Below are 17113 nucleotides of genomic sequence, written 5' to 3' on the forward strand. Positions count from 1 at the left end.
GGTGCACAGCGACCCGATCGACCACTTCGTCCACGTCCGCGGCGCCGCGGAGCACAACCTCAAGACGGTGGACGTCGACCTGCCGCGCGACGCCATGGTCGCCTTCACCGGCGTCTCCGGCTCCGGCAAGTCCTCGCTCGCGTTCGGCACCCTGTACGCCGAGGCGCAGCGCCGCTACTTCGAGTCGGTCGCGCCCTACGCCCGCCGCCTGCTCCAGCAGGTCGGTGCGCCGCACGTGCAGGAGGTCACCGGGCTGCCGCCCGCGGTGGCCCTGCAGCAGCGCCGCGGCGCCCCGAGCTCACGCTCGACCGTCGGCACCCTGACGACGCTGTCCAACCTGCTGCGGATGCTCTACTCCCGCGCCGGCCGCTACCCCGAGGGCATGCAGCGGCTCGAGGCGGAGGCCTTCTCCCCCAACACCGCTGCCGGCGCGTGCCCCGAGTGCCACGGCCTCGGCGAGGCGCACGACGTGGCCGAGGACCTGCTCGTGCCCGACCCGTCGCTCACCGTCCGCGAGGGAGCCATCGCGGCGTGGCCGGGCGCGTGGCAGGGCAAGAACCTCGTGCGGGTCACGCGGACGGTCGGCATCGACATCGACGTTCCGTGGCGCGACCTGCCGAAGAAGGACCGTGACTGGCTGCTCTACACCGACGAGCAGCCGCGGGTGCTCATCGACCGCAAGGGCGAGCCCGACGACTCGACGGGCCGCGACTACTACGGCACCTTCTGGAGCGCCCGCAAGCACATCCGCCACACGCTCGCCGACACGAAGAGCCAGATGATGCGCGACAAAGCGCTCCGCTTCGTCCGCAGCGTGCGGTGCCCCGCATGCGGCGGCACCGGACTGCGCGCGGACGCGCTCACGGTGACCTTTCGCGGGCTCAGCATCGCCGAGGCGAACGCGCTGTCGTTCACCGACCTCTCGGCGCACCTGCGGCCAGTGGCCGAGCTCACCGAGGCCGGCGCGGCGACGTCGTCGGCGACCTCTGGCGAGGCCACCGAGGTGGCGGTGCGCCTCAGCGCCGACCTCGTCGAGCGCATCGCCGTGCTGCTCGACCTCGGCCTGGGCTACCTCTCGCTGGGGCGCAGGTCGACGACGCTCTCCCCCGGCGAGGCGCAGCGCCTGCGCATCGCCACGCAGCTGCGCTCCGGACTCTTCGGCGTCGTCTACGTGCTCGACGAGCCGTCGGCGGGGCTGCACCCGGCCGACGCCGAGCCGCTGCTCGACGTCCTCGACGCGCTGAAGCGCTCGGGCAACTCGCTCTTCGTCGTCGAGCACGACCTCGACATCGTGCGCCGCGCCGACTGGGTCGTCGACATCGGTCCGGGCGCCGGCGAGCAGGGCGGCGAGGTGCTCTACTCCGGTCCGGTCGAGGGGCTCGAGCAGGTCACGGAGTCGGTCACGAGCGCACACCTCTTCGGCCGCGCCGACGTCATGCAGTCGCACGGGCGCACGCCGCAGAGCTGGCTGCACCTGCGCGGCGTGAGCCGGCACAACCTCGACGGGCTCGCGGTCGACGTGCCGCTCTGCGTCCTCACCGCCGTCACCGGCGTCTCGGGGTCGGGCAAGTCGACACTCGTGACGCAGGTGCTCGCGGAGCTCGTGCGCCGCCACCTCGGCCAGGCCCCCGACGACGCCGAGGAGACCGAGCTCGAGATCGACGTCGACGACGCGACCGGGCTCGAGTCGTTCGACCGGCTCGTGCGAGTGGACCAGCGCCCGATCGGGCGCACGCCGCGCTCGAACCTCGCGACCTACACCGGCCTCTTCGACGCGGTGCGGAGGTTGTATGCCGCCACGCCCGAGGCGCGCGAGCGCGGTTACGGGCCGGGGCGCTTCTCCTTCAACGTGGCCGAGGGCCGCTGCGAGACGTGCCAGGGCGAGGGGTTCGTCTCGGTCGAGCTGCTCTTCCTGCCGGGCACGTACGCGCCGTGCCCGACGTGCCACGGCGCGCGCTACAACGCCGAGACGCTCGAGATCACCTACGACGGCAAGTCGATCGCGGATGTGCTCGGCCTCACCGTCGACGAGGCTGCCGACTTCCTCGCCGACGTGCCCACCGCTGCGCGCAGCCTGCTGACGCTGCGCGAGGTCGGCCTCGGCTACCTGCGCCTCGGCCAGCCGGCGACCGAGCTGAGCGGCGGCGAGGCACAGCGGATCAAGCTCGCGACGGAGCTGCAACGGGCGCGGCGCGGGCACGCGCTCTACCTCCTCGACGAGCCGACGTCGGGGCTGCACGCGGCCGACGTCGCGCTGCTGCTGCGCCAGCTGCACGCCCTCGTCGACGCCGGCAACACCGTCGTGCTCGTCGAGCACCACCTCGACACCATCGCCAGCGCCGACTGGGTCATCGACCTCGGCCCGGGTGGCGGCGACCAAGGTGGTCACGTCGTCGCGGCAGGCACGCCGGAGCAGGTCGCGGCCGCCGAGGACGGCGTCACGGCGCCGCACCTCGCGCGGCGTCTGGAGGCGCGGGCATCGGCTCAGTGACGGCTCAGTGACGGCTCAGTGACGGCTCAGTCACGGCTCAGTGACGGCTCAGTGACGGCTCAGTGACGGCTCAGTGACGACTCAGTGACGGCTCAGTGACGGCGCGGCGCCGGCACGAGATAGACCGGCACGGGGGCCGAGCGGACGATCTTCGAGGCGCGTGACCCGAGGAAGATCCGCGCTGCGGGGGCCGACGAGCTCGGCCCGACGACGAGCAGGTCGCCGTCGGCCCACTCGACGTCCCAGATGGCGTGGGCCCAAGAGACGCCGTCGCCGACGACGAGCGAGCGCGACAGGCGGTCGGCGAGCCGGCCGGGGTCGAGCTGCTGCACCTGCTTCGTCAGGGCGTCCTTCATCCGCGTCACCCAGCGGTCGATGACGAGCTCGTCGGCCGACTCCTCGACCCCGCCGAAGAAGCGCTTCGGCGGACGCACGGCGAAGGTGACGACCCGCGTCGCGGCGCCGAGCGACTCGGCCAGTCGCGCGCCGGCGACGGCGACGTGGCCGCCGTCCTTCGAGCCGCCGTAGCCGATGCTGACCCGGCGGATCCGCGTGGACGGTCCTGCGCGGAAGCCGAGCGGGGCGAGCACGACGGGCACCGGCGCGGAGTGGACGAGCCGGTCGGTGACGCTGCCGAGCGAGATGCGGCCGAGCGGGCCCTTGCTCGACGAGCCGATGACGAGCGCGGACGCCTTGACGCGAGAGGCGATCTCGAGGAGTCCCCCGGGGATGGACGACGCGCGGTGGACCTCGTACGACGCGACGACGCCGGACGGCATACGTTCTCGGGCGGAGTCGAGCACCGTATCGGCCCACTGCGTCAACGGGGCGAGGTAGTCGCCGTCGACGAACTCGGGCGCCCCGGCGGCGTGCGGGGTCGTGACGACGACGGCGACGACGAGCGGCTCACCGGTGGATCGGGAGAGCACGCTCGCGAGCTCGAGCGCGGAGGTGCCGCTGTCCCCCTCGGTGTAGGCGACGACGATCGGCATGGCTCAGACCGCGCCGACGAGCGAGGCCGCCTCGACGTGCGTCACCGGGAGGCCGAGCTCCGCGGCGCGGTCCACCACCTCGAACCTCTGCCAGATCGACTCTGCCGCAGGGAGGGTCACGATGACGATCTGGTCGGGGTCGAACTCCTGCACGGCGGCACGCAGGGCCCGCAGCGGCCGCTGGTCGCCGACGGTGCCGGTGGCGTCGAGCTGGTGGGCGATCAGTGTCTCGAGCGTGCGCTCGAGCCTGCGTTGCGCGGCCTCGGTCGTCGCGTCCTTGACGGACACGGCTCCGTGGGTCGCGGCGGTGCCGGTCTCGACCGGACTGGCCGGCACGCAGACGTAGTAGGTCGCCGCGCTCTGGGCGTCGATGCGCTGCAGCTCGGAGACGAGCTCGTCGGACTCGAGCGTCTGGTTGGCGAGGACGAGCACGCGGCGGGCCTCACCGGTGTGCTTGGGAGCGACGCGGGCGGGCAGGCGCGCGATGCGGGCCCGGTTGATGAAGAAGAGGATCAGCACGATGCCGAACGAGACGAGGCTCAGCACGAGCTGGATGCGGACGTCGGCCGTCAGGCCCATCTGGATGAGCACGAGCACGATGCCGAGGGTCGTGATGACCGACAGCGTCGGGAAGAGCCACATCTTCACCTTGAGCGTCGAGGGGTCGGCGCGGCGGCGCAGGATGATCTGCGAGATGGCGATGAGCAGGTAGACGAAGAGGATGACGGCGCCGGAGGAGTTGAGCAGGAACGAGAACACCGTGTCGGGCGAGACCGCGGCCATGATGACGGCCAGGAAGCCGACGACCGACGACGCGAGGATCGCGACCATCGGCACGCCACGCGAGTTGACCGACACCATCGAGGCCGGAGCCTCGCGGCGGGCGGCGAGGACGAAGAGCATGCGCGAGGCCGTGTAGAGGCCGGAGTTGAGGCACGAGAGGACGGCCGTCAGCACGACGGCGTTCATGACGTGGTCGGCGTACGGGATCCCCATCTCCTGGAACGCCGCGACGTAGGGCGAGGCTTCGAGCGTCGAGGAGTTCCACGGCAGGATCACCGCGAGCAGGAAGATCGAGCCGACGAAGAAGATCGCGATGCGGGTGATGACCGAGTTGGCGGCCTTGCTCACGGCGCGCTCGGGGTCGTTCGACTCGGCGGCCGCGATCGTCGCGATCTCGGCGCCGACCATGGAGAAGATCACCGTGACCACGCCTGCGGTGACGGCGAGTCCGCCGTTCGGGAAGAACCCGCCGTGTGCCGTGAGGTTGCTGAAGTCGAGGTCGGCGTTGGGCCAGATGCCGAAGACGAAGAGGCCGCCGCAGACGAGGAAGACGATGATCGCCCCGACCTTGATGCCGGCGAACCAGAACTCGAACTCCCCGAACGACGACACCGAGATGAGGTTGGTTCCGGTCATGAGGAGCATGAGCACGAGGCTGAGCACCCACGTCGGCACCCCGGGCAGCCAGAAGTTGAGGACCTTGGCTCCTGCCACCGCCTCGAAGCCGACGACGATGACCCAGAAGTACCAGTAGAGCCAGCCCACTGAGAAGCCGGCCCAGTCACCGAGGGCCTTGCGGGAGTAGTCGGCGAACGAGCCCGTCGACGGGTTGGCCACCGCCATCTCGGCGAGCATCCGCATCACCATGATGATGAGGACGCCACAGAGCGCGTAGGTCAGGAAGGCGCCAGGACCGGTGGCCTTGATGACGGTGCCCGACCCGACGAACAGGCCCGCGCCGATCACACCGCCCATGGCGATCATCGTCAGCTGGCGCTGGTTGAGGGCCTTCTTCAGCTCCGGACCGCCGCCAGACATCTCAGGCCTCCTCGTTGGAGGTGGACGGGCTCTGGATCGGCACTTGACGAGACATGGCGCATCCCTCTCGATCGGCTCGAAAGGGGTGAACTCCCTCCCGACGATCCTCCGAAAGTAGTAGCGGCAGGGTCCGCTGTCCACGCGGACTGCCGGGCCGGCCCGGCCTTCGCGCAGCCTGACAAGCACGGAGCAGAGGTGCGCGCGCACCACGCACCTGGTCGCTCACCGAGCGAAGCGCAACGGGCACATCTCGCCTCGTTCAAGCACGTCACACCGCCCACTATGGGCACGTCATAGGGGACCAAGCGGCGGGCGTGGAGATCCCGCAGGGGATGTGGCGGCGTGCAGTGCCGACAGCCGAGTCTGGACCGCACGGGCGAAGTGCCGCTCCGACGCCTCGTCAAGGACGCGCTTCGGATGCGCCCTTCACGCATCGTCGTCGGCAGGTGGGTCAGGAGAAGTGCCTCGTCCTGCTGATCGCCCTGAAGCGCGGCGTGTCGGAGCGTCTCAGAAACGGTATTTGAATCTGCTGGCACGGACCCGCGGCGTGCCTTCAGGTCGCTGGAAAGACGGCACAATTCGGAAATAGCGGTCACCCACGGCAGAACTGTCCACAGGCGCCCAAAGAAGGGCTGGGGAGTGTCCGCACGCGGAGGTAGGATCCTGCTATCTGACGGTTACTTACAATGATGTAAGACGTCCACGTGTAGTCCCCATTGGGCCTGTGGACGGGCGCCAGAAACGTGATCGCGCAGCGAAGCCCCCAAACGGAGGCTGAGCCAGTGTTCGGGGGCTGGGCTACAAGTTGTCGAGGCTTGTCTGGCCACCATAGCGCACCGCGTTTGTACGTACCCCAGAGGGGGGTGGGTCCGGCGCAGTACGGGGCGTATTGGTTCGCGCGTCTGCCGTCACAGAAAGAAGATCAAGATGGCACACACGCCCGCTAACCATCGAGTGCGCGTGAGGTTCACGTGTCATGGCGGACACGATCATGAGCTCTGCGTGCAGATCCGCCGAGAGGTGCATCCCGATCTGCGCTGCCAGGCGCAACAGTCGGACGGCTACGGTTACTCCAGCGGCGGTACAGGATGCACCCTGCCGGCTGAGTTGCCGGAGTTGGTGGAGCGCGAGCTCCAGGATCACTTCCAGGAGTCACGGCGACGTGGCTGGGTGTTGATAGCGGCCTAACGGCCCCGAGGCGGAAAGCCTCGCCTTCCGGTTGGGAGGCGGGGCTTTCGTCACGGTCAGACCTCGCGGAGGCCGCTGATCCGTAGGTCGCGGGGAGTTGCGACGGTGTGAGTGATGGCGGCCGTAGCACCGCGCGTCGCGGGCGCGCTCGAGGCCGGCGAGCACGGCGGGCGCCCGATCCCGCTGCCGCCGTATCCGTGCGGGGGCAGGCACGTCATTTCGTCCGAGGGGTCCGCCACGAGTGGCAATCCCGCCTTGCTCAAGGTCGCTATGCGCGAACTCGGACAACCCTGCGGCGCGAGGCGGGCCGCATGTGGTGAACTCGTCGCCATGGAGGAATCACTGCTGATCGATCAGCCGGCGGCGTCCACAACAATTTCAGACGAGGAGGTTCAGGCTTGGGCGAGCGGGCGACGCTTCTTCGTATCTAGCCTCATCACCGACATGCCGTCAGAGCGGTCAGCCGTTCGGGCGGCAATCGAGGGGCTTGGTGCCGTCCCGGTGATGTTTGAGGACCTCGGCGCTCAGGACGTTTCTGCGGAACAGGCGTATTTGTCCGGCGTTCGAAGTGCCGACGTGTATATCGGCATGTGGGGTCCACGTTACGGCGTGAGAATGTCAAATGGCTTCTCGGCTACTCATGCAGAGTTCCTGGAAGCTGAGCGTCGTGGCTTGCGCCTGTGCCTGTTCGTTCACGGCGAGGCGTCCGGCGACATGGATGGGGCGCAGCACGACTTGATCCAAGGCGCCCGAAATCTCTACACCACGGGGTCGTGGCATGATCCAGCAGACCTCCAAACTCGTGTGCGTCAGCGCATCAAAGGGCTGGCGGCGGAGGAACTAGCCCCATGGGTGCGCCTCGGCAGAGCGATCTTCCGTGCCCGAGAGATCATGCACAATGGCAGGACCGTCGAGATTGTTTCTCTGGTCAGGAGCAATGCGGTGCACGCTCAGCTTGTGCGGCTCCGCGATCAGCATGCGGCCGGTTTAGCTTTTGCCTCACCGAGCTACGCCAGTACCGTGCAGGTGAGCGAAGTGTCCACGCGTACCGTTTCCACGGTTGCACATGAGGAGCGTATTCTGCTGACCGAACAAGGGCGCCACGCGTCATCAATGCGCGTCGCAATGAACGGCATCTCGGCGGACGAACTTGCCCGACGAGCACTCGCCGATGGCTTGTTCGGAACTGCGACACTCGGTGACGCCTCATGGGGCGCGACGCCGATCAATCCGTTGGCACCCCTGCGTTCCCTGGCCCTCGATGATGTCATTCTGCGCCCGGTTGCGCGGCTCCTCATCGAGGAACACCTGCTCGGGAACGGATTGGCGTCCACGGTCGACTCATTCGCTCTTGGGCCTGACCATCAGGGTGAACGCAGGCTGCGCGCGACCTGGAGCCCACCGGCGGTATACGCAAACGAGCAGGATCCGGCTCCGGTATCGATCGACGGGACAATTAGGGGCCTGTGACCGAACGCCGAACGCGATCTGTGCTTACAACTCGTCCGTCCAGAGAACTCCAAGTCACCCGAAGCAATGATCCCCGCCCGATAAGGATTCAAAGTAGACGGGGATCCCACTGCCCGGCACTATGACGCCCGGCACGAATTTTCTAGGGCAAGGAGGATTTAGTTGCGTACTTCACCTGATGAATACCGTCGACTCGCTCAACATTTCAGCGTACGGGGTGAGGCTCCACCCAGGGCCTTTATGGGAGCTCTAGCCGCCCTCCTTCCCGACAACGCACTGAACGATGACCTCGAGCCAGACCTCCTTATCGCTCATGTGACAGACTGCATTCGTCCAAATACAGGAGGCACAACTTGGGTAACAACAGGCCTGATCGGTGGGGCTATCTTCCACGTACTTGTTGAGGCGGCGGACGGTTGGTGGGCTTGGGACCATCACCGTGACGATCAGATGGAGATCGAATCACTCACTGCATGGATCAGGCCGCTGCGTTCACTTAGCAGCATTTCGCTGGTTTCGGCGAGGCTGGCAACACCGAGAGATCGCGACTTCATACCCCACGCAAAATGGAGTTTGAACTTTGGAGCCGATGCCGTGGAAGTGCCGCACTCAAGCACGCTAGAGGCGCAGGGCCGACTGCATGCGTGGAACCTCATCGAGGCGATCCGCGAGGCAAGGTTTACCGACTGATGGTAGTGAAGTGCGCCCGATCGGTCTCAGAAACCCACCCCGACCACATAGACCTCCGCCAGGCCGAACGGTGGCCGAGAGGGCGCGAAGTACTGGGTCGGCGTGCCGACCGACATCACGGCCAGCCAGGTCGCCGACCTGCGCTAGGAGGTGTCCAGCGCGGTAGCGTCTCGTCGTCCGAACGAGCGCCATCGACGTCAGACAATCACGATCTTCTTCTCTATGTCGTTGGCCGAACCACCGGTAGCCCCGCTGGGGACGATTCGAGTAACGCGACCGGAGCAGCGTCCTGGAGTGCCTCGGCCCTGGGGAGTTAGCATCACTCTCTTGCCGCGGTCCGGACCTCCGCGCAGAATGCGTCTTTTCGCCGCGTGCCGGGGAGCTCTGGGGACATGCCGGGGGGATCGATGTGCTGGCCCCGCGTGCGCGAGCCAACGACGGGTAAGGACCGGGTGCGAACGTGCAGCTTGGGTAGGTGACAGGCACAGCACGCAGTTGTTGTTCGCGCTGAGCAAAGGGGTCATCGACATGACAAAAGACTTGAGTGGCGGCAAGAACCGCAAGAACCTGAAGAAGTCATCCTTCGCGCTGCCGGATCAGGAGAAGTACCCCATCCCGGACCTAGAGCATGCGCGGAATGCCTTGGCTCGGGTGGCACAACACGGCACCGCGGCCGAGCAAAAGAAGGTCCGCGCGGCCGTGGAGAAGAAGTACCGGAGCCTGAAGAAGGACGACTGAACGCAACCCTCCCGGCGTGTACGACCAGCCGTACAACTCCCCGATCAACTTCCGCGAGCACGCTTGTGAACCGTCCAACGGGTTGAGCCGACCGCCATCTCGTCTGGACCGTTCGTCCTCAAGCCGCAGTCAGACAATCGCAAACCTGCCTCTATCCGCCGCTTGTGAGGGCGATCTTCAGTGGCGTCGGGCGACACAGGTTGCCGCCATGAGCGGCTTCCGCAATCTCAAGCGAACCGCTGGCCGAGGGAGTGTTGGCTCACTCTCCGCTTCGCCGAGCACTTGCAGCACGGGCAATCAGTTCAGCCGGGAATCGGGATGCGAACCGAACGTGGGCGGCAGTCCTGACGCCTCGCTCGGTAACCACGAGGCTGTCTCCCAGCGCCCAGTTGCACCATCGATGTGCGGCTCGCAGATTCTCCATCCCGTCGTCTCCCCCAAGTGCGACAGGCGTTATGTGATCTGCTTGGGGATAGAGGTCATCGACCATCGAGGCATCAGGGTCGAGTGGGAGCCAGCAGATCTGGCAGGTCCAGTCGTCCCGCTCGAGCACTGCCTTGCGGTGGCGAAGGTACTCCGGCGAACGGGCGGGGCGTCGCTTGCCGCGGGCTGAGCGCAAGCCAGGAAGTCCTGGATGGTAGCGCTCCCCACGCTCAAGCTGGCACGACTTGCAGCTACATGCACGACGCGCCTCACCCTCCTCACGGTCAACTAGCTCCCTGAGGCAGGCTCGGTGTGTTGGCTCGAAGTCAGAGTGAAGGCGCCAGTACCGCTCAGGCGACAACAGCTCATTGGACTCCGGGTCTCGCCCGCTCAGGCCAGCGCCGCACACGTAACAATGTGGGTCAGACCAACGCAGCTTTGGGCCGAAGATGCGGCAGGTATCGCTGCAATACACAACATTCTTGCGTTGGCTTTGGAACGTAATTCCACAACCTCGGCAGGCGACCTCCCTCACCTCCCGGCCACTCGACATGTATCGAACGTTAGTGTCTCAAGACCAAGGTCTGCCTCCGCCTGACCGTGTCGCCCGTAGCTGCGTAGTCGCCGTCGTTTGTGTAGCCGCTCCGTCGGGTGCGTCAAACCGCCGCGTATCGGGCTCGCCGAACGTCCGGCAAGCCCCTCAGATTGGACATAAGGCGGACATCAAGCTGTTGCGCGATTGGTGCTCGGAGGCCAGGAGCCGTATTCGTCATAAGCGATGTTTGCCGAGTCTGTCTATCTGACGCTGGGCGGCCCCCCTTGGTGTGAGGCCTGCCCGAAGTTCCATCAGGTAGTTGGCGGCTCCTGCTTGCCGGCGGAGACTTCTCCGCCTTTGGGCCTCAGTGGCCAGGGCGGAGCCAACCACAGCGATCGCGGCCAGTGGTGTCGCGAGTACGGGCGTGGTGTTCAAGGCGATGTAGCCGCCCACAGTGCTGGTAAACGGCAACTGAAGAGTTGTAGCGCTGTGTAGAGTGTCAAAACCGAACAGTCGCATTGCCTTTTCGAGGTCGTTGTGCGGCCCAAGAAGGAACTTCTCAGTGGCTTCTGCGACGGCCTGACGCAGTGTCGCCGGGTCTACGTCGGGAGACAACGCCGCGAGATCCGCGCCGGCAGCGGACACGGCCGCTTGAAACGCGCCGAGTTCGCTCTCGTGTTCGAGGCGAAATCGAATGATGTCGCCTACTCCTATTGAACCAAGGGATCTGGGAAGTACCGATTGAATCGCCAGTGTCGCGACTCGCTGCTCGCGTTGAGCCCTGGGGTCGCGCTCCTGCGCGGGTGTGTCTCCGATCAAGGCCGACGCGATAGCGTCGACGCTCAGACCTTCCATTGCGACGTGAGCTACGGGCTCATCTGTTACAGGACTCAGGTTGAAGTGCTCAGCCGTGAACCGGGTCAAGACCGTCATGTACGTGGCGGCCAGGCGACTGTCCATCCCGATCCAGCTGGCTGATCCGTAGTTCAACGAGACGCGGCGACGCCCGTGCATCTCCCCCGATGCGCCGAATGCCATCCCCTGAGCCGCCAGAGCCTCAATGAGATCGCCGGTCAGCTTCTCGGCGAATATGTAGCCGATGGTGCCTCGATTGCTGAGCCCGCCATCCCTGGGCATGTGGAGACTCTCCGACAGATCGAACTCGGATGGCTGGACCCTGAGGCGGGCGCATAACTCGGCTCCTCGATCTCGAAGTAGGTCAAGAAACAAGCGAGACGTATCGAGCGCCGCTTGGCCCGGATGACGGTCTTGAATGAAGCCCAAGCCATCTATCAGCGATCGGGCCGTCAGACTGTCTCGGGTCGGGTATTCCTGTGGGACGATACGGTCGACCCGTTTCCAGTAGAGGGCGGAGGCCTTGAGCCAGCTGTCCTTGCGAATGTGGATGTACGGGTAATAGAGCCCTGATTGTTTGAGCATGGCCTTCCCCTCGCATCGTCCTGAAGACCCTATTCGGTCAGGCGGCACACCAGCATCATTTCAGTACCAGGCTCTTCGGCTGGTCATCGAAGGTGCGTCATAGCGCCGCGTGCCGGGAGCCGAGAGGCGTGGGGTGTACTTACGGACGGGCGGCATCCGCGCGACGACCCGCCGACCGTGTGGCACCGTGGGAGCGTGATCCGCCCACCGCCTCCGCTCCTGGCGATCGCTGCAGCCCTCACCCAGTCAGCGCTCACGAAGGGTGCGCATCGCCCGCACGCCGCCGGTGCCACAGTGGCATTTGCCTCGCCGCCGCTTCCGGGATCCTTGCGGGTTCTGCTGCTGTCCAATTTCGTCGCAGCGGAACGACCCTTGAACCGTTCAACCCGGCGCGGGCCTCCGTCTTAGTGACCAATGGTGCGAACTCCGTGAGCCGGAATCCCATGTATGTCGGCCTGGCGGGGCTGCTCATCGCCAACTCGGGAGACTTGGGTCCTGGAAGGCTCTCCTCCCCGCAGCCGCCTTCACCTTCGCGATCGACCGACTCCAGATCGAAGCCGAGGAGTCAGCGTTGCTGTCCCGGTTTGGAGCCGACTACGAGGCTTACTGTGCCGCTGTGCCTCGATGGCTAGGACGCGGATCGGTGATCCCGCCGCAGTGATGGCGTGCATCCTTTCGGCGCGTGTCATGCGTGCACTACGCCCACGCTTCACCGGCCGCGGAAGCGTGTGACATCGGCCTGCTGAACGGCTAGCGACCGCGGCCCTGCCACTTGCCCACAGCCCACTTGAAACCTTCGATCACGAACGGGGTCATTTCTGCGACGAAGCTCGACGAAGATCGCTCCATCAGGGGGTTTTCCGCGAGGTATTCGACGACATCGTCATTACGGAGGGATGCCTCTTGGGCTATCAGGTCCCAGACTTCTCCGCTCGATATGCCTTGGTCGATGGCGAACGACAGAACGCGCCGATCGGCCTCCTCATATCCCGCGACGAGCTCAGATCGCGCTTCCTCGTACAAGCTCTGGAACGAGGCATCCATCTGCAGGTCCATGGCCAGAGGTTGCCATACATCGCCTCCGTGCCCGGGGATGACCGCGTTCCATCGCGTCTAGCCTCGGTCGCGTGCTGTCCGACATGCCTCCGAGCCGTGAGAGGGGGCGCGTCCATTCGCCGCGAGCCGACCGACGTTTCGGATCAAAGGTGGGTGCCTCCCGATCGCGGCCATAGGTCCCGCGGCCGTTGCGTCAGGGGCGGCCATCGTGGACGAGGTCCCGGGTTCTTGCTGGATGTGGCGACGGGCATCATTGCCATGGGGGCTTGGAACTGTCATCCGTACGCGCTTGCTCTATCTCAAAAGAGCATGGCCGGTTCATCGCGTCACCCAACGATGAGTTTCCGTTCGGCCCTTAAACCCGGATCGCGGGGACAAAACTGACGCATAGCGCTAACTTGGAGGCAACCTGGACGAGCGGGGGCTTCATGACACACTTGGCGCTCCTACCTGGAGCTGGCTCGCTACCTGATGCGGCAAGTGCCTTGCGGCTCGCCGCACCTGCGTCGCCCGACTGGTCGCTGCTGAAAATGTCCAGCCTTTACGCGCTCATCGCGGCGCTAGCTCTTGTATTGGCCATCGTGCTCAGTTCAGCCAAGGGGAGTCAATGGCATTGGTCCGTGAACCCCGGGGACGACTGGAACTTCTCCGACTCTTGGGCGAGTAACGCAACGATTGGAGCGTCCGCCCTGGCGGCAGTGTTCGGGTCGTCAGATGTCGTGACGGCTGTCGGCGGGGAGGACGCGACGGTGGCCCCGCTGATCGTTGTGGCCAGTGCCTTGGCTCTGGCCGCCGTCACGTCGGCACCGTTAGTAGTGAAGGTGTGCACAACCGGAAGCAAGATCTGGAGCGTAGGCATAGCGGTTGCTGCGGCTATTACTTTATGGGCGGCCATGTTCGAAGGGCTGGTGATTCTTCGGCTCGCGGCCACCTTGTCGCTCGGGGGGATCGAGGCTTCCGCCACGTGGCTTGGCATCGTCTTGGGCGCACTGCTCGCGGCCTATGCCTGGAGAAGTCTCCATGCAATCTTCGCCGTGGGCGACTCCGCGCTGGACGATAGGGGCTTCGCCCCCGGAACTCGTCGTCGCGCGGCGATCCTCTAACGGCAACGACGCACCTTCCCGTTCAACACTGCGAGCTTGGCACTCAGGGCAGTGCGTCTATCCGCCGCGAAGCGGCAGTGTCCTTCCGCCGCTGATGCCCTTCACCTGCCGTCGACAGCCAACTTTGACCTCTCGCGCCTGTGTCGCCGCGTCCTTGCACCGGTGACGCGCTTGTCAGCCGGCGTGGCCCTCAGGGTCTTCTTCCGGCTCGAAGGTGCTGCCACCGCCGTCGGTGTTGCCGATCTCCACGCCGACAGCTTCCTCATCCTTCGCTGTATCCGGATCCGGCTGCTCCACGTCCGAGTCGTTCGACTGGTCGCTCATCCTCATCTCCTTGCCTCGGGGTCATCTGCACCCCCACGATGCGGCCAATTCGAGGCGCACACAAGGCCCCGCCGGAGGCGGCTGAGGCACGCTACGACCGTCCAAGGGGTGGCTGCTGCTTCTCGCCGCCACGGGGGACCACACGCTCGTCGCACGCTTTCAATCGAGGTCGGGCATGCCGCCAGGCTCAGGGAGGCCTTCGCCAGCATCGCTCTCGATCTCAAGCGAACTCTCGCCTGCAGCGCGCTCCCGCTCCACGGAGGCTTCCTCCGACCAGTTGTGGGCCCCGGGCTGCACGGCTCGGTAGGTCGCCTCGAGTAGTTGGTGAACGGCCGTGTCAGTCAGGTCCTTGCGACGGAGCCGGACCGCAACAGGGTTGGCACCAGCGTTGTACGTCGTCTGCCAGTTAAGCGTGTACCCCCGTTCAGCGAGTACCTCCCGAAAATGGGCGAAGGCGGGCGACTCGTCACCGCGAGACTGGTCCGGGTCCGGTAAATAAATCTGCGCACCGTCCTTGCGCGGCCGCAAGGGCGCCCAAACCCGTCGTCCGACCCTGATCCCGATGTAGGACTTGGGCGAGTAGTCGACGACAATGGGGCCGAGGTGCTTGCGGGCCCATTCTGCGAGATCCAAGTGGAAGAGCCATGCGTCCTCAGTCAGTGCATCCTTCCAATCAGTCTCGGTACGCGACTGACCGGCGGTCACCGCCAAGGGAGTCCCGCTCACGTCGACACTGTCGTTCGTCACGACAAGGTCTGGGACGATGACGACTTCGCTGGACCCTTGCCAAGAGCGCAGTTCCACCACGAGAAGCGGCACGTGCTCAGCGAGTTCCTCCAACGCAATGCGGAACCTGCCCCCGGTGCTCTCGGCAACCAAGACCGCAACGTGAGTCTTGTTCGGGAACCGACGTCTGTTCCGCGCCCAGTAATCAAAGACGCGGAAGCTGTGGGACGCGTCAACCTCGCCCAATGGCCACCGCCCCGTGCCGGTCACCGGGCCTTGAGCAGGGCGCTCGTCAGGCTCCGCGCGAGCCATCGTTCGTAGCTGGTGTCGGTCCAGCCGCGCTCTAGCACCAACATCCGGTACACCTCCGGTGAGATCAGCGTCCACACGACGTCCCGGGCGCCCTCGACATTGAGGCCGGGGGCGAGCGCGCCGAGGGCGGCGAGGCGGTCAGTGAAAGCGGTCGCACCCCAGAGCCGTTCGCGTCCCAGAGTGTCTGCGATGGCGGTGATGTCGCCGTGCCCGCTGTGCCCCGCAGCCAAGAGGACCGCAGCCAAGGGGCCCATGCGCGACACCAAGTCCCGGCTGATGTCAGCGTAGCGCTGCACCGCCGCGTAGGGGTCGGTCTCGGCGGCGAGTGCCTGGAACGGGGGACGCTCCGCGATGGGCACCGGGTCCAGGTCGCCGGCCATGAGCACGTCGTAAACGCGTTTGACCAGCTTGGGCTTCGGACCGAAAGCCTTGTAGAGCCAGGGAACGGAGACCTGCGCGGCTTCCGCGATGTCCGCCACGGTCGTCGCGGCGTAGCCACGCTCGACCAAAAGCCGCCCGGCGACCTCGACCACCCGAAGCTGTCGTTGCGCGGAAGACCGGAGGCGGCCGGAACCATCGTAGGAGCGGGCTGAACCCTTGACGCCGGAGCTCATTTAGCGAGAACCTCTTTCTACTGAAACTACTCAACAGGAGCATGCCATGTCCCGACGCCCTGACCCGCACGCCACGACGACCGTCGGCCAGACAGCCACACCACCGACTGAAGACGTGCAGCAAGCGCACCAGCTGCTCACCCGCGGCTTCCACCTCATGGAGAGCTGGGACGACGCGGAGGCCTCCGCAATCATCGCCCCGCATTACACCAACGCGGAGGCATCACCCGAACCGCCCCCGGCCCGCCAGCCCGGAATCGCCGGCGTCCGCGCCACGTACGACTGGCTGCACACGGCATACGAGGACCTGCACTGGACCATGGACAAGATCGTCGCCGAAGGCGAATGGGTCGTGGCGCGGACAACCATGTCGGGCCGACACAGCGGCCCGTTCACCACGTACTCGCCCGATGGCCAGGTGGCTTCTGAGATCCCCGCCACCGGACTGCGATTCGCCGTCTCCCAGAGTCACTGGTACCGGATCGCCGACGGGCAGCTGGTCGAGCACGAAGCAGACCGTGACGACCTCGGCCAAGCGATGCAGCTCGGCTGGTTCGCCGCCACCACTCCCTCCGCGGGCAAGGCCGCCGGCTGACAGCCTCCACCAGAAGCGTCGCGCGCCGGTCTGGCACCCGTCAGCAACCCCACGACGCAGACAAGGCCTATGCCGCATTCGGCTTCGGGGGCCGGAGCGGCTCTCGGCGTGGCGAGGAATCGTGGACGGCCGACTTCACGGGGGCCTCCGCGAGTTTGCGCTTACCTTCACCTACGAGCACGACAGCGGGGTGGACGCAGAGTTGGTCGCACGAGCTCGCAAATCGGACTCCGCGCGGGGGGTGAGTTCAGGAAGGCACACCGGGTCTCGTTCAACCTACGTGGCGAATTCCCGCCACTCCATGGAACAACTTGCGAGCCCGTCGACGAGCTTGGGGAAGGGCGTAGCCAGTAAGGCCTGGACAGCCTCCCACCTGGGCAGTCCCATGAGTCATTCCGGCTCCCTTCTGTTGTCAACCGGCCGCGTCGAGGTGGGTCTTCCGCGTGGTGGCTGCGCGGCGTAGCGTCGTTGAGGCGGGTCCGGGAAGTGGCTGATCCGAAGCGCTGGTGAGCGGGTTCGAGCCGGCCGCGCTGGATAACTGAGACGCCCCGTAGTGCCCTCCCGGACCCGCGTCTCGTTCGACCACCTTGACCTC

14 protein-coding genes and 1 pseudogene are annotated in these 17113 nt (G+C 66.0%); 7 read left to right on the plus strand and 8 right to left on the minus strand.

Annotated features, from left to right (window positions below):
* Window position 1: 1 nt before the first annotated feature.
* Window positions 2–2491 carry an excinuclease ABC subunit UvrA gene (uvrA, locus tag IEY30_RS03915; protein WP_030145972.1) on the plus strand — a complete coding sequence of 830 codons (2490 nt, stop codon included), beginning with the start codon at window positions 2–4 and terminating at the stop codon, window positions 2489–2491.
* Between the two features lie 92 nt (window positions 2492–2583).
* On the opposite strand, the gene IEY30_RS03920 is transcribed toward uvrA, so the two are convergent.
* Both IEY30_RS03920 and IEY30_RS03925 read right to left on the minus strand, forming a co-directional pair.
* The gene (locus IEY30_RS03920; RefSeq protein ID WP_030145971.1) at window positions 2584–3483 is read right to left on the minus strand and encodes a universal stress protein; all 900 of its coding nucleotides are present in this window, start codon (window positions 3481–3483) and stop codon (window positions 2584–2586) included.
* 3 nt (window positions 3484–3486) lie between these two features.
* Window positions 3487–5304, minus strand: a complete 1818-nt coding sequence (locus IEY30_RS03925) for an amino acid permease (RefSeq protein WP_030145970.1) — start codon at window positions 5302–5304, stop codon at window positions 3487–3489.
* 342 nt (window positions 5305–5646) lie between these two features.
* Between IEY30_RS03925 and IEY30_RS21765 the strand changes: the two are divergent.
* The 4 genes and pseudogenes from IEY30_RS21765 to IEY30_RS03940 form a co-directional block, all read left to right on the plus strand.
* Window positions 5647–5801 (plus strand): annotated as a pseudogene (locus tag IEY30_RS21765) (CpaF family protein); the annotation flags it as partial.
* Between the two features lie 805 nt (window positions 5802–6606).
* A complete protein-coding gene (locus IEY30_RS03930) occupies window positions 6607–7962 on the plus strand; it encodes a DUF4062 domain-containing protein (RefSeq protein ID WP_081920223.1) in 1356 nt (451 codons plus the stop codon).
* A 240-nt stretch (window positions 7963–8202) separates the two neighbouring features.
* Entirely contained in the window at window positions 8203–8652 is a 450-nt protein-coding gene (locus tag IEY30_RS03935) for a hypothetical protein (protein ID WP_188960089.1), read from the plus strand.
* Window positions 8653–9180: 528 nt separating this feature from the next.
* Window positions 9181–9390, plus strand: a complete 210-nt coding sequence (locus tag IEY30_RS03940; RefSeq protein ID WP_030145967.1) for a DUF6582 domain-containing protein — start codon at window positions 9181–9183, stop codon at window positions 9388–9390.
* Between the two features lie 259 nt (window positions 9391–9649).
* Here the strand turns inward: IEY30_RS03940 and IEY30_RS22240 are convergent, their stop codons facing one another.
* The 3 genes from IEY30_RS22240 to IEY30_RS03955 form a co-directional block, all read right to left on the minus strand.
* Window positions 9650–10366 (minus strand): HNH endonuclease, encoded by a 717-nt coding sequence (locus IEY30_RS22240; protein WP_081920222.1) that lies wholly within the window; start codon window positions 10364–10366, stop codon window positions 9650–9652.
* 216 nt (window positions 10367–10582) lie between these two features.
* Entirely contained in the window at window positions 10583–11788 is a 1206-nt protein-coding gene (locus tag IEY30_RS03950) for a DUF6236 family protein (RefSeq protein WP_030145966.1), read from the minus strand.
* A gap of 750 nt (window positions 11789–12538) precedes the next feature.
* Window positions 12539–12844, minus strand: a complete 306-nt coding sequence (locus IEY30_RS03955; protein ID WP_030145965.1) for a hypothetical protein — start codon at window positions 12842–12844, stop codon at window positions 12539–12541.
* Window positions 12845–13464: 620 nt separating this feature from the next.
* On the opposite strand from IEY30_RS03955, the gene IEY30_RS03960 reads away from it, so the two are divergent.
* A complete protein-coding gene (locus tag IEY30_RS03960) occupies window positions 13465–13947 on the plus strand; it encodes a hypothetical protein (RefSeq protein ID WP_162180963.1) in 483 nt (160 codons plus the stop codon).
* A 174-nt stretch (window positions 13948–14121) separates the two neighbouring features.
* Here the strand turns inward: IEY30_RS03960 and IEY30_RS03965 are convergent, their stop codons facing one another.
* The 3 genes from IEY30_RS03965 to IEY30_RS03975 form a co-directional block, all read right to left on the minus strand.
* Entirely contained in the window at window positions 14122–14271 is a 150-nt protein-coding gene (locus IEY30_RS03965; RefSeq protein WP_156035025.1) for a hypothetical protein, read from the minus strand.
* A gap of 159 nt (window positions 14272–14430) precedes the next feature.
* Window positions 14431–15150 (minus strand): hypothetical protein, encoded by a 720-nt coding sequence (locus tag IEY30_RS03970; protein ID WP_156035024.1) that lies wholly within the window; start codon window positions 15148–15150, stop codon window positions 14431–14433.
* Window positions 15151–15263: 113 nt separating this feature from the next.
* Complete coding sequence (locus tag IEY30_RS03975; protein ID WP_030145962.1) at window positions 15264–15923, minus strand: TetR/AcrR family transcriptional regulator; 660 nt, start codon at window positions 15921–15923, stop codon at window positions 15264–15266.
* A 46-nt stretch (window positions 15924–15969) separates the two neighbouring features.
* On the opposite strand from IEY30_RS03975, the gene IEY30_RS03980 reads away from it, so the two are divergent.
* Window positions 15970–16518, plus strand: coding sequence for an ester cyclase (locus IEY30_RS03980; protein ID WP_081920221.1), 549 nt, complete (start codon window positions 15970–15972; stop codon window positions 16516–16518).
* Window positions 16519–17113: the final 595 nt, after the last annotated feature.

The sequence above is a fragment of the Terrabacter tumescens genome (genome assembly GCF_014646815.1).
GTDB classification, from domain to species: Bacteria; Actinomycetota; Actinomycetes; order Actinomycetales; family Dermatophilaceae; genus Terrabacter; species Terrabacter tumescens.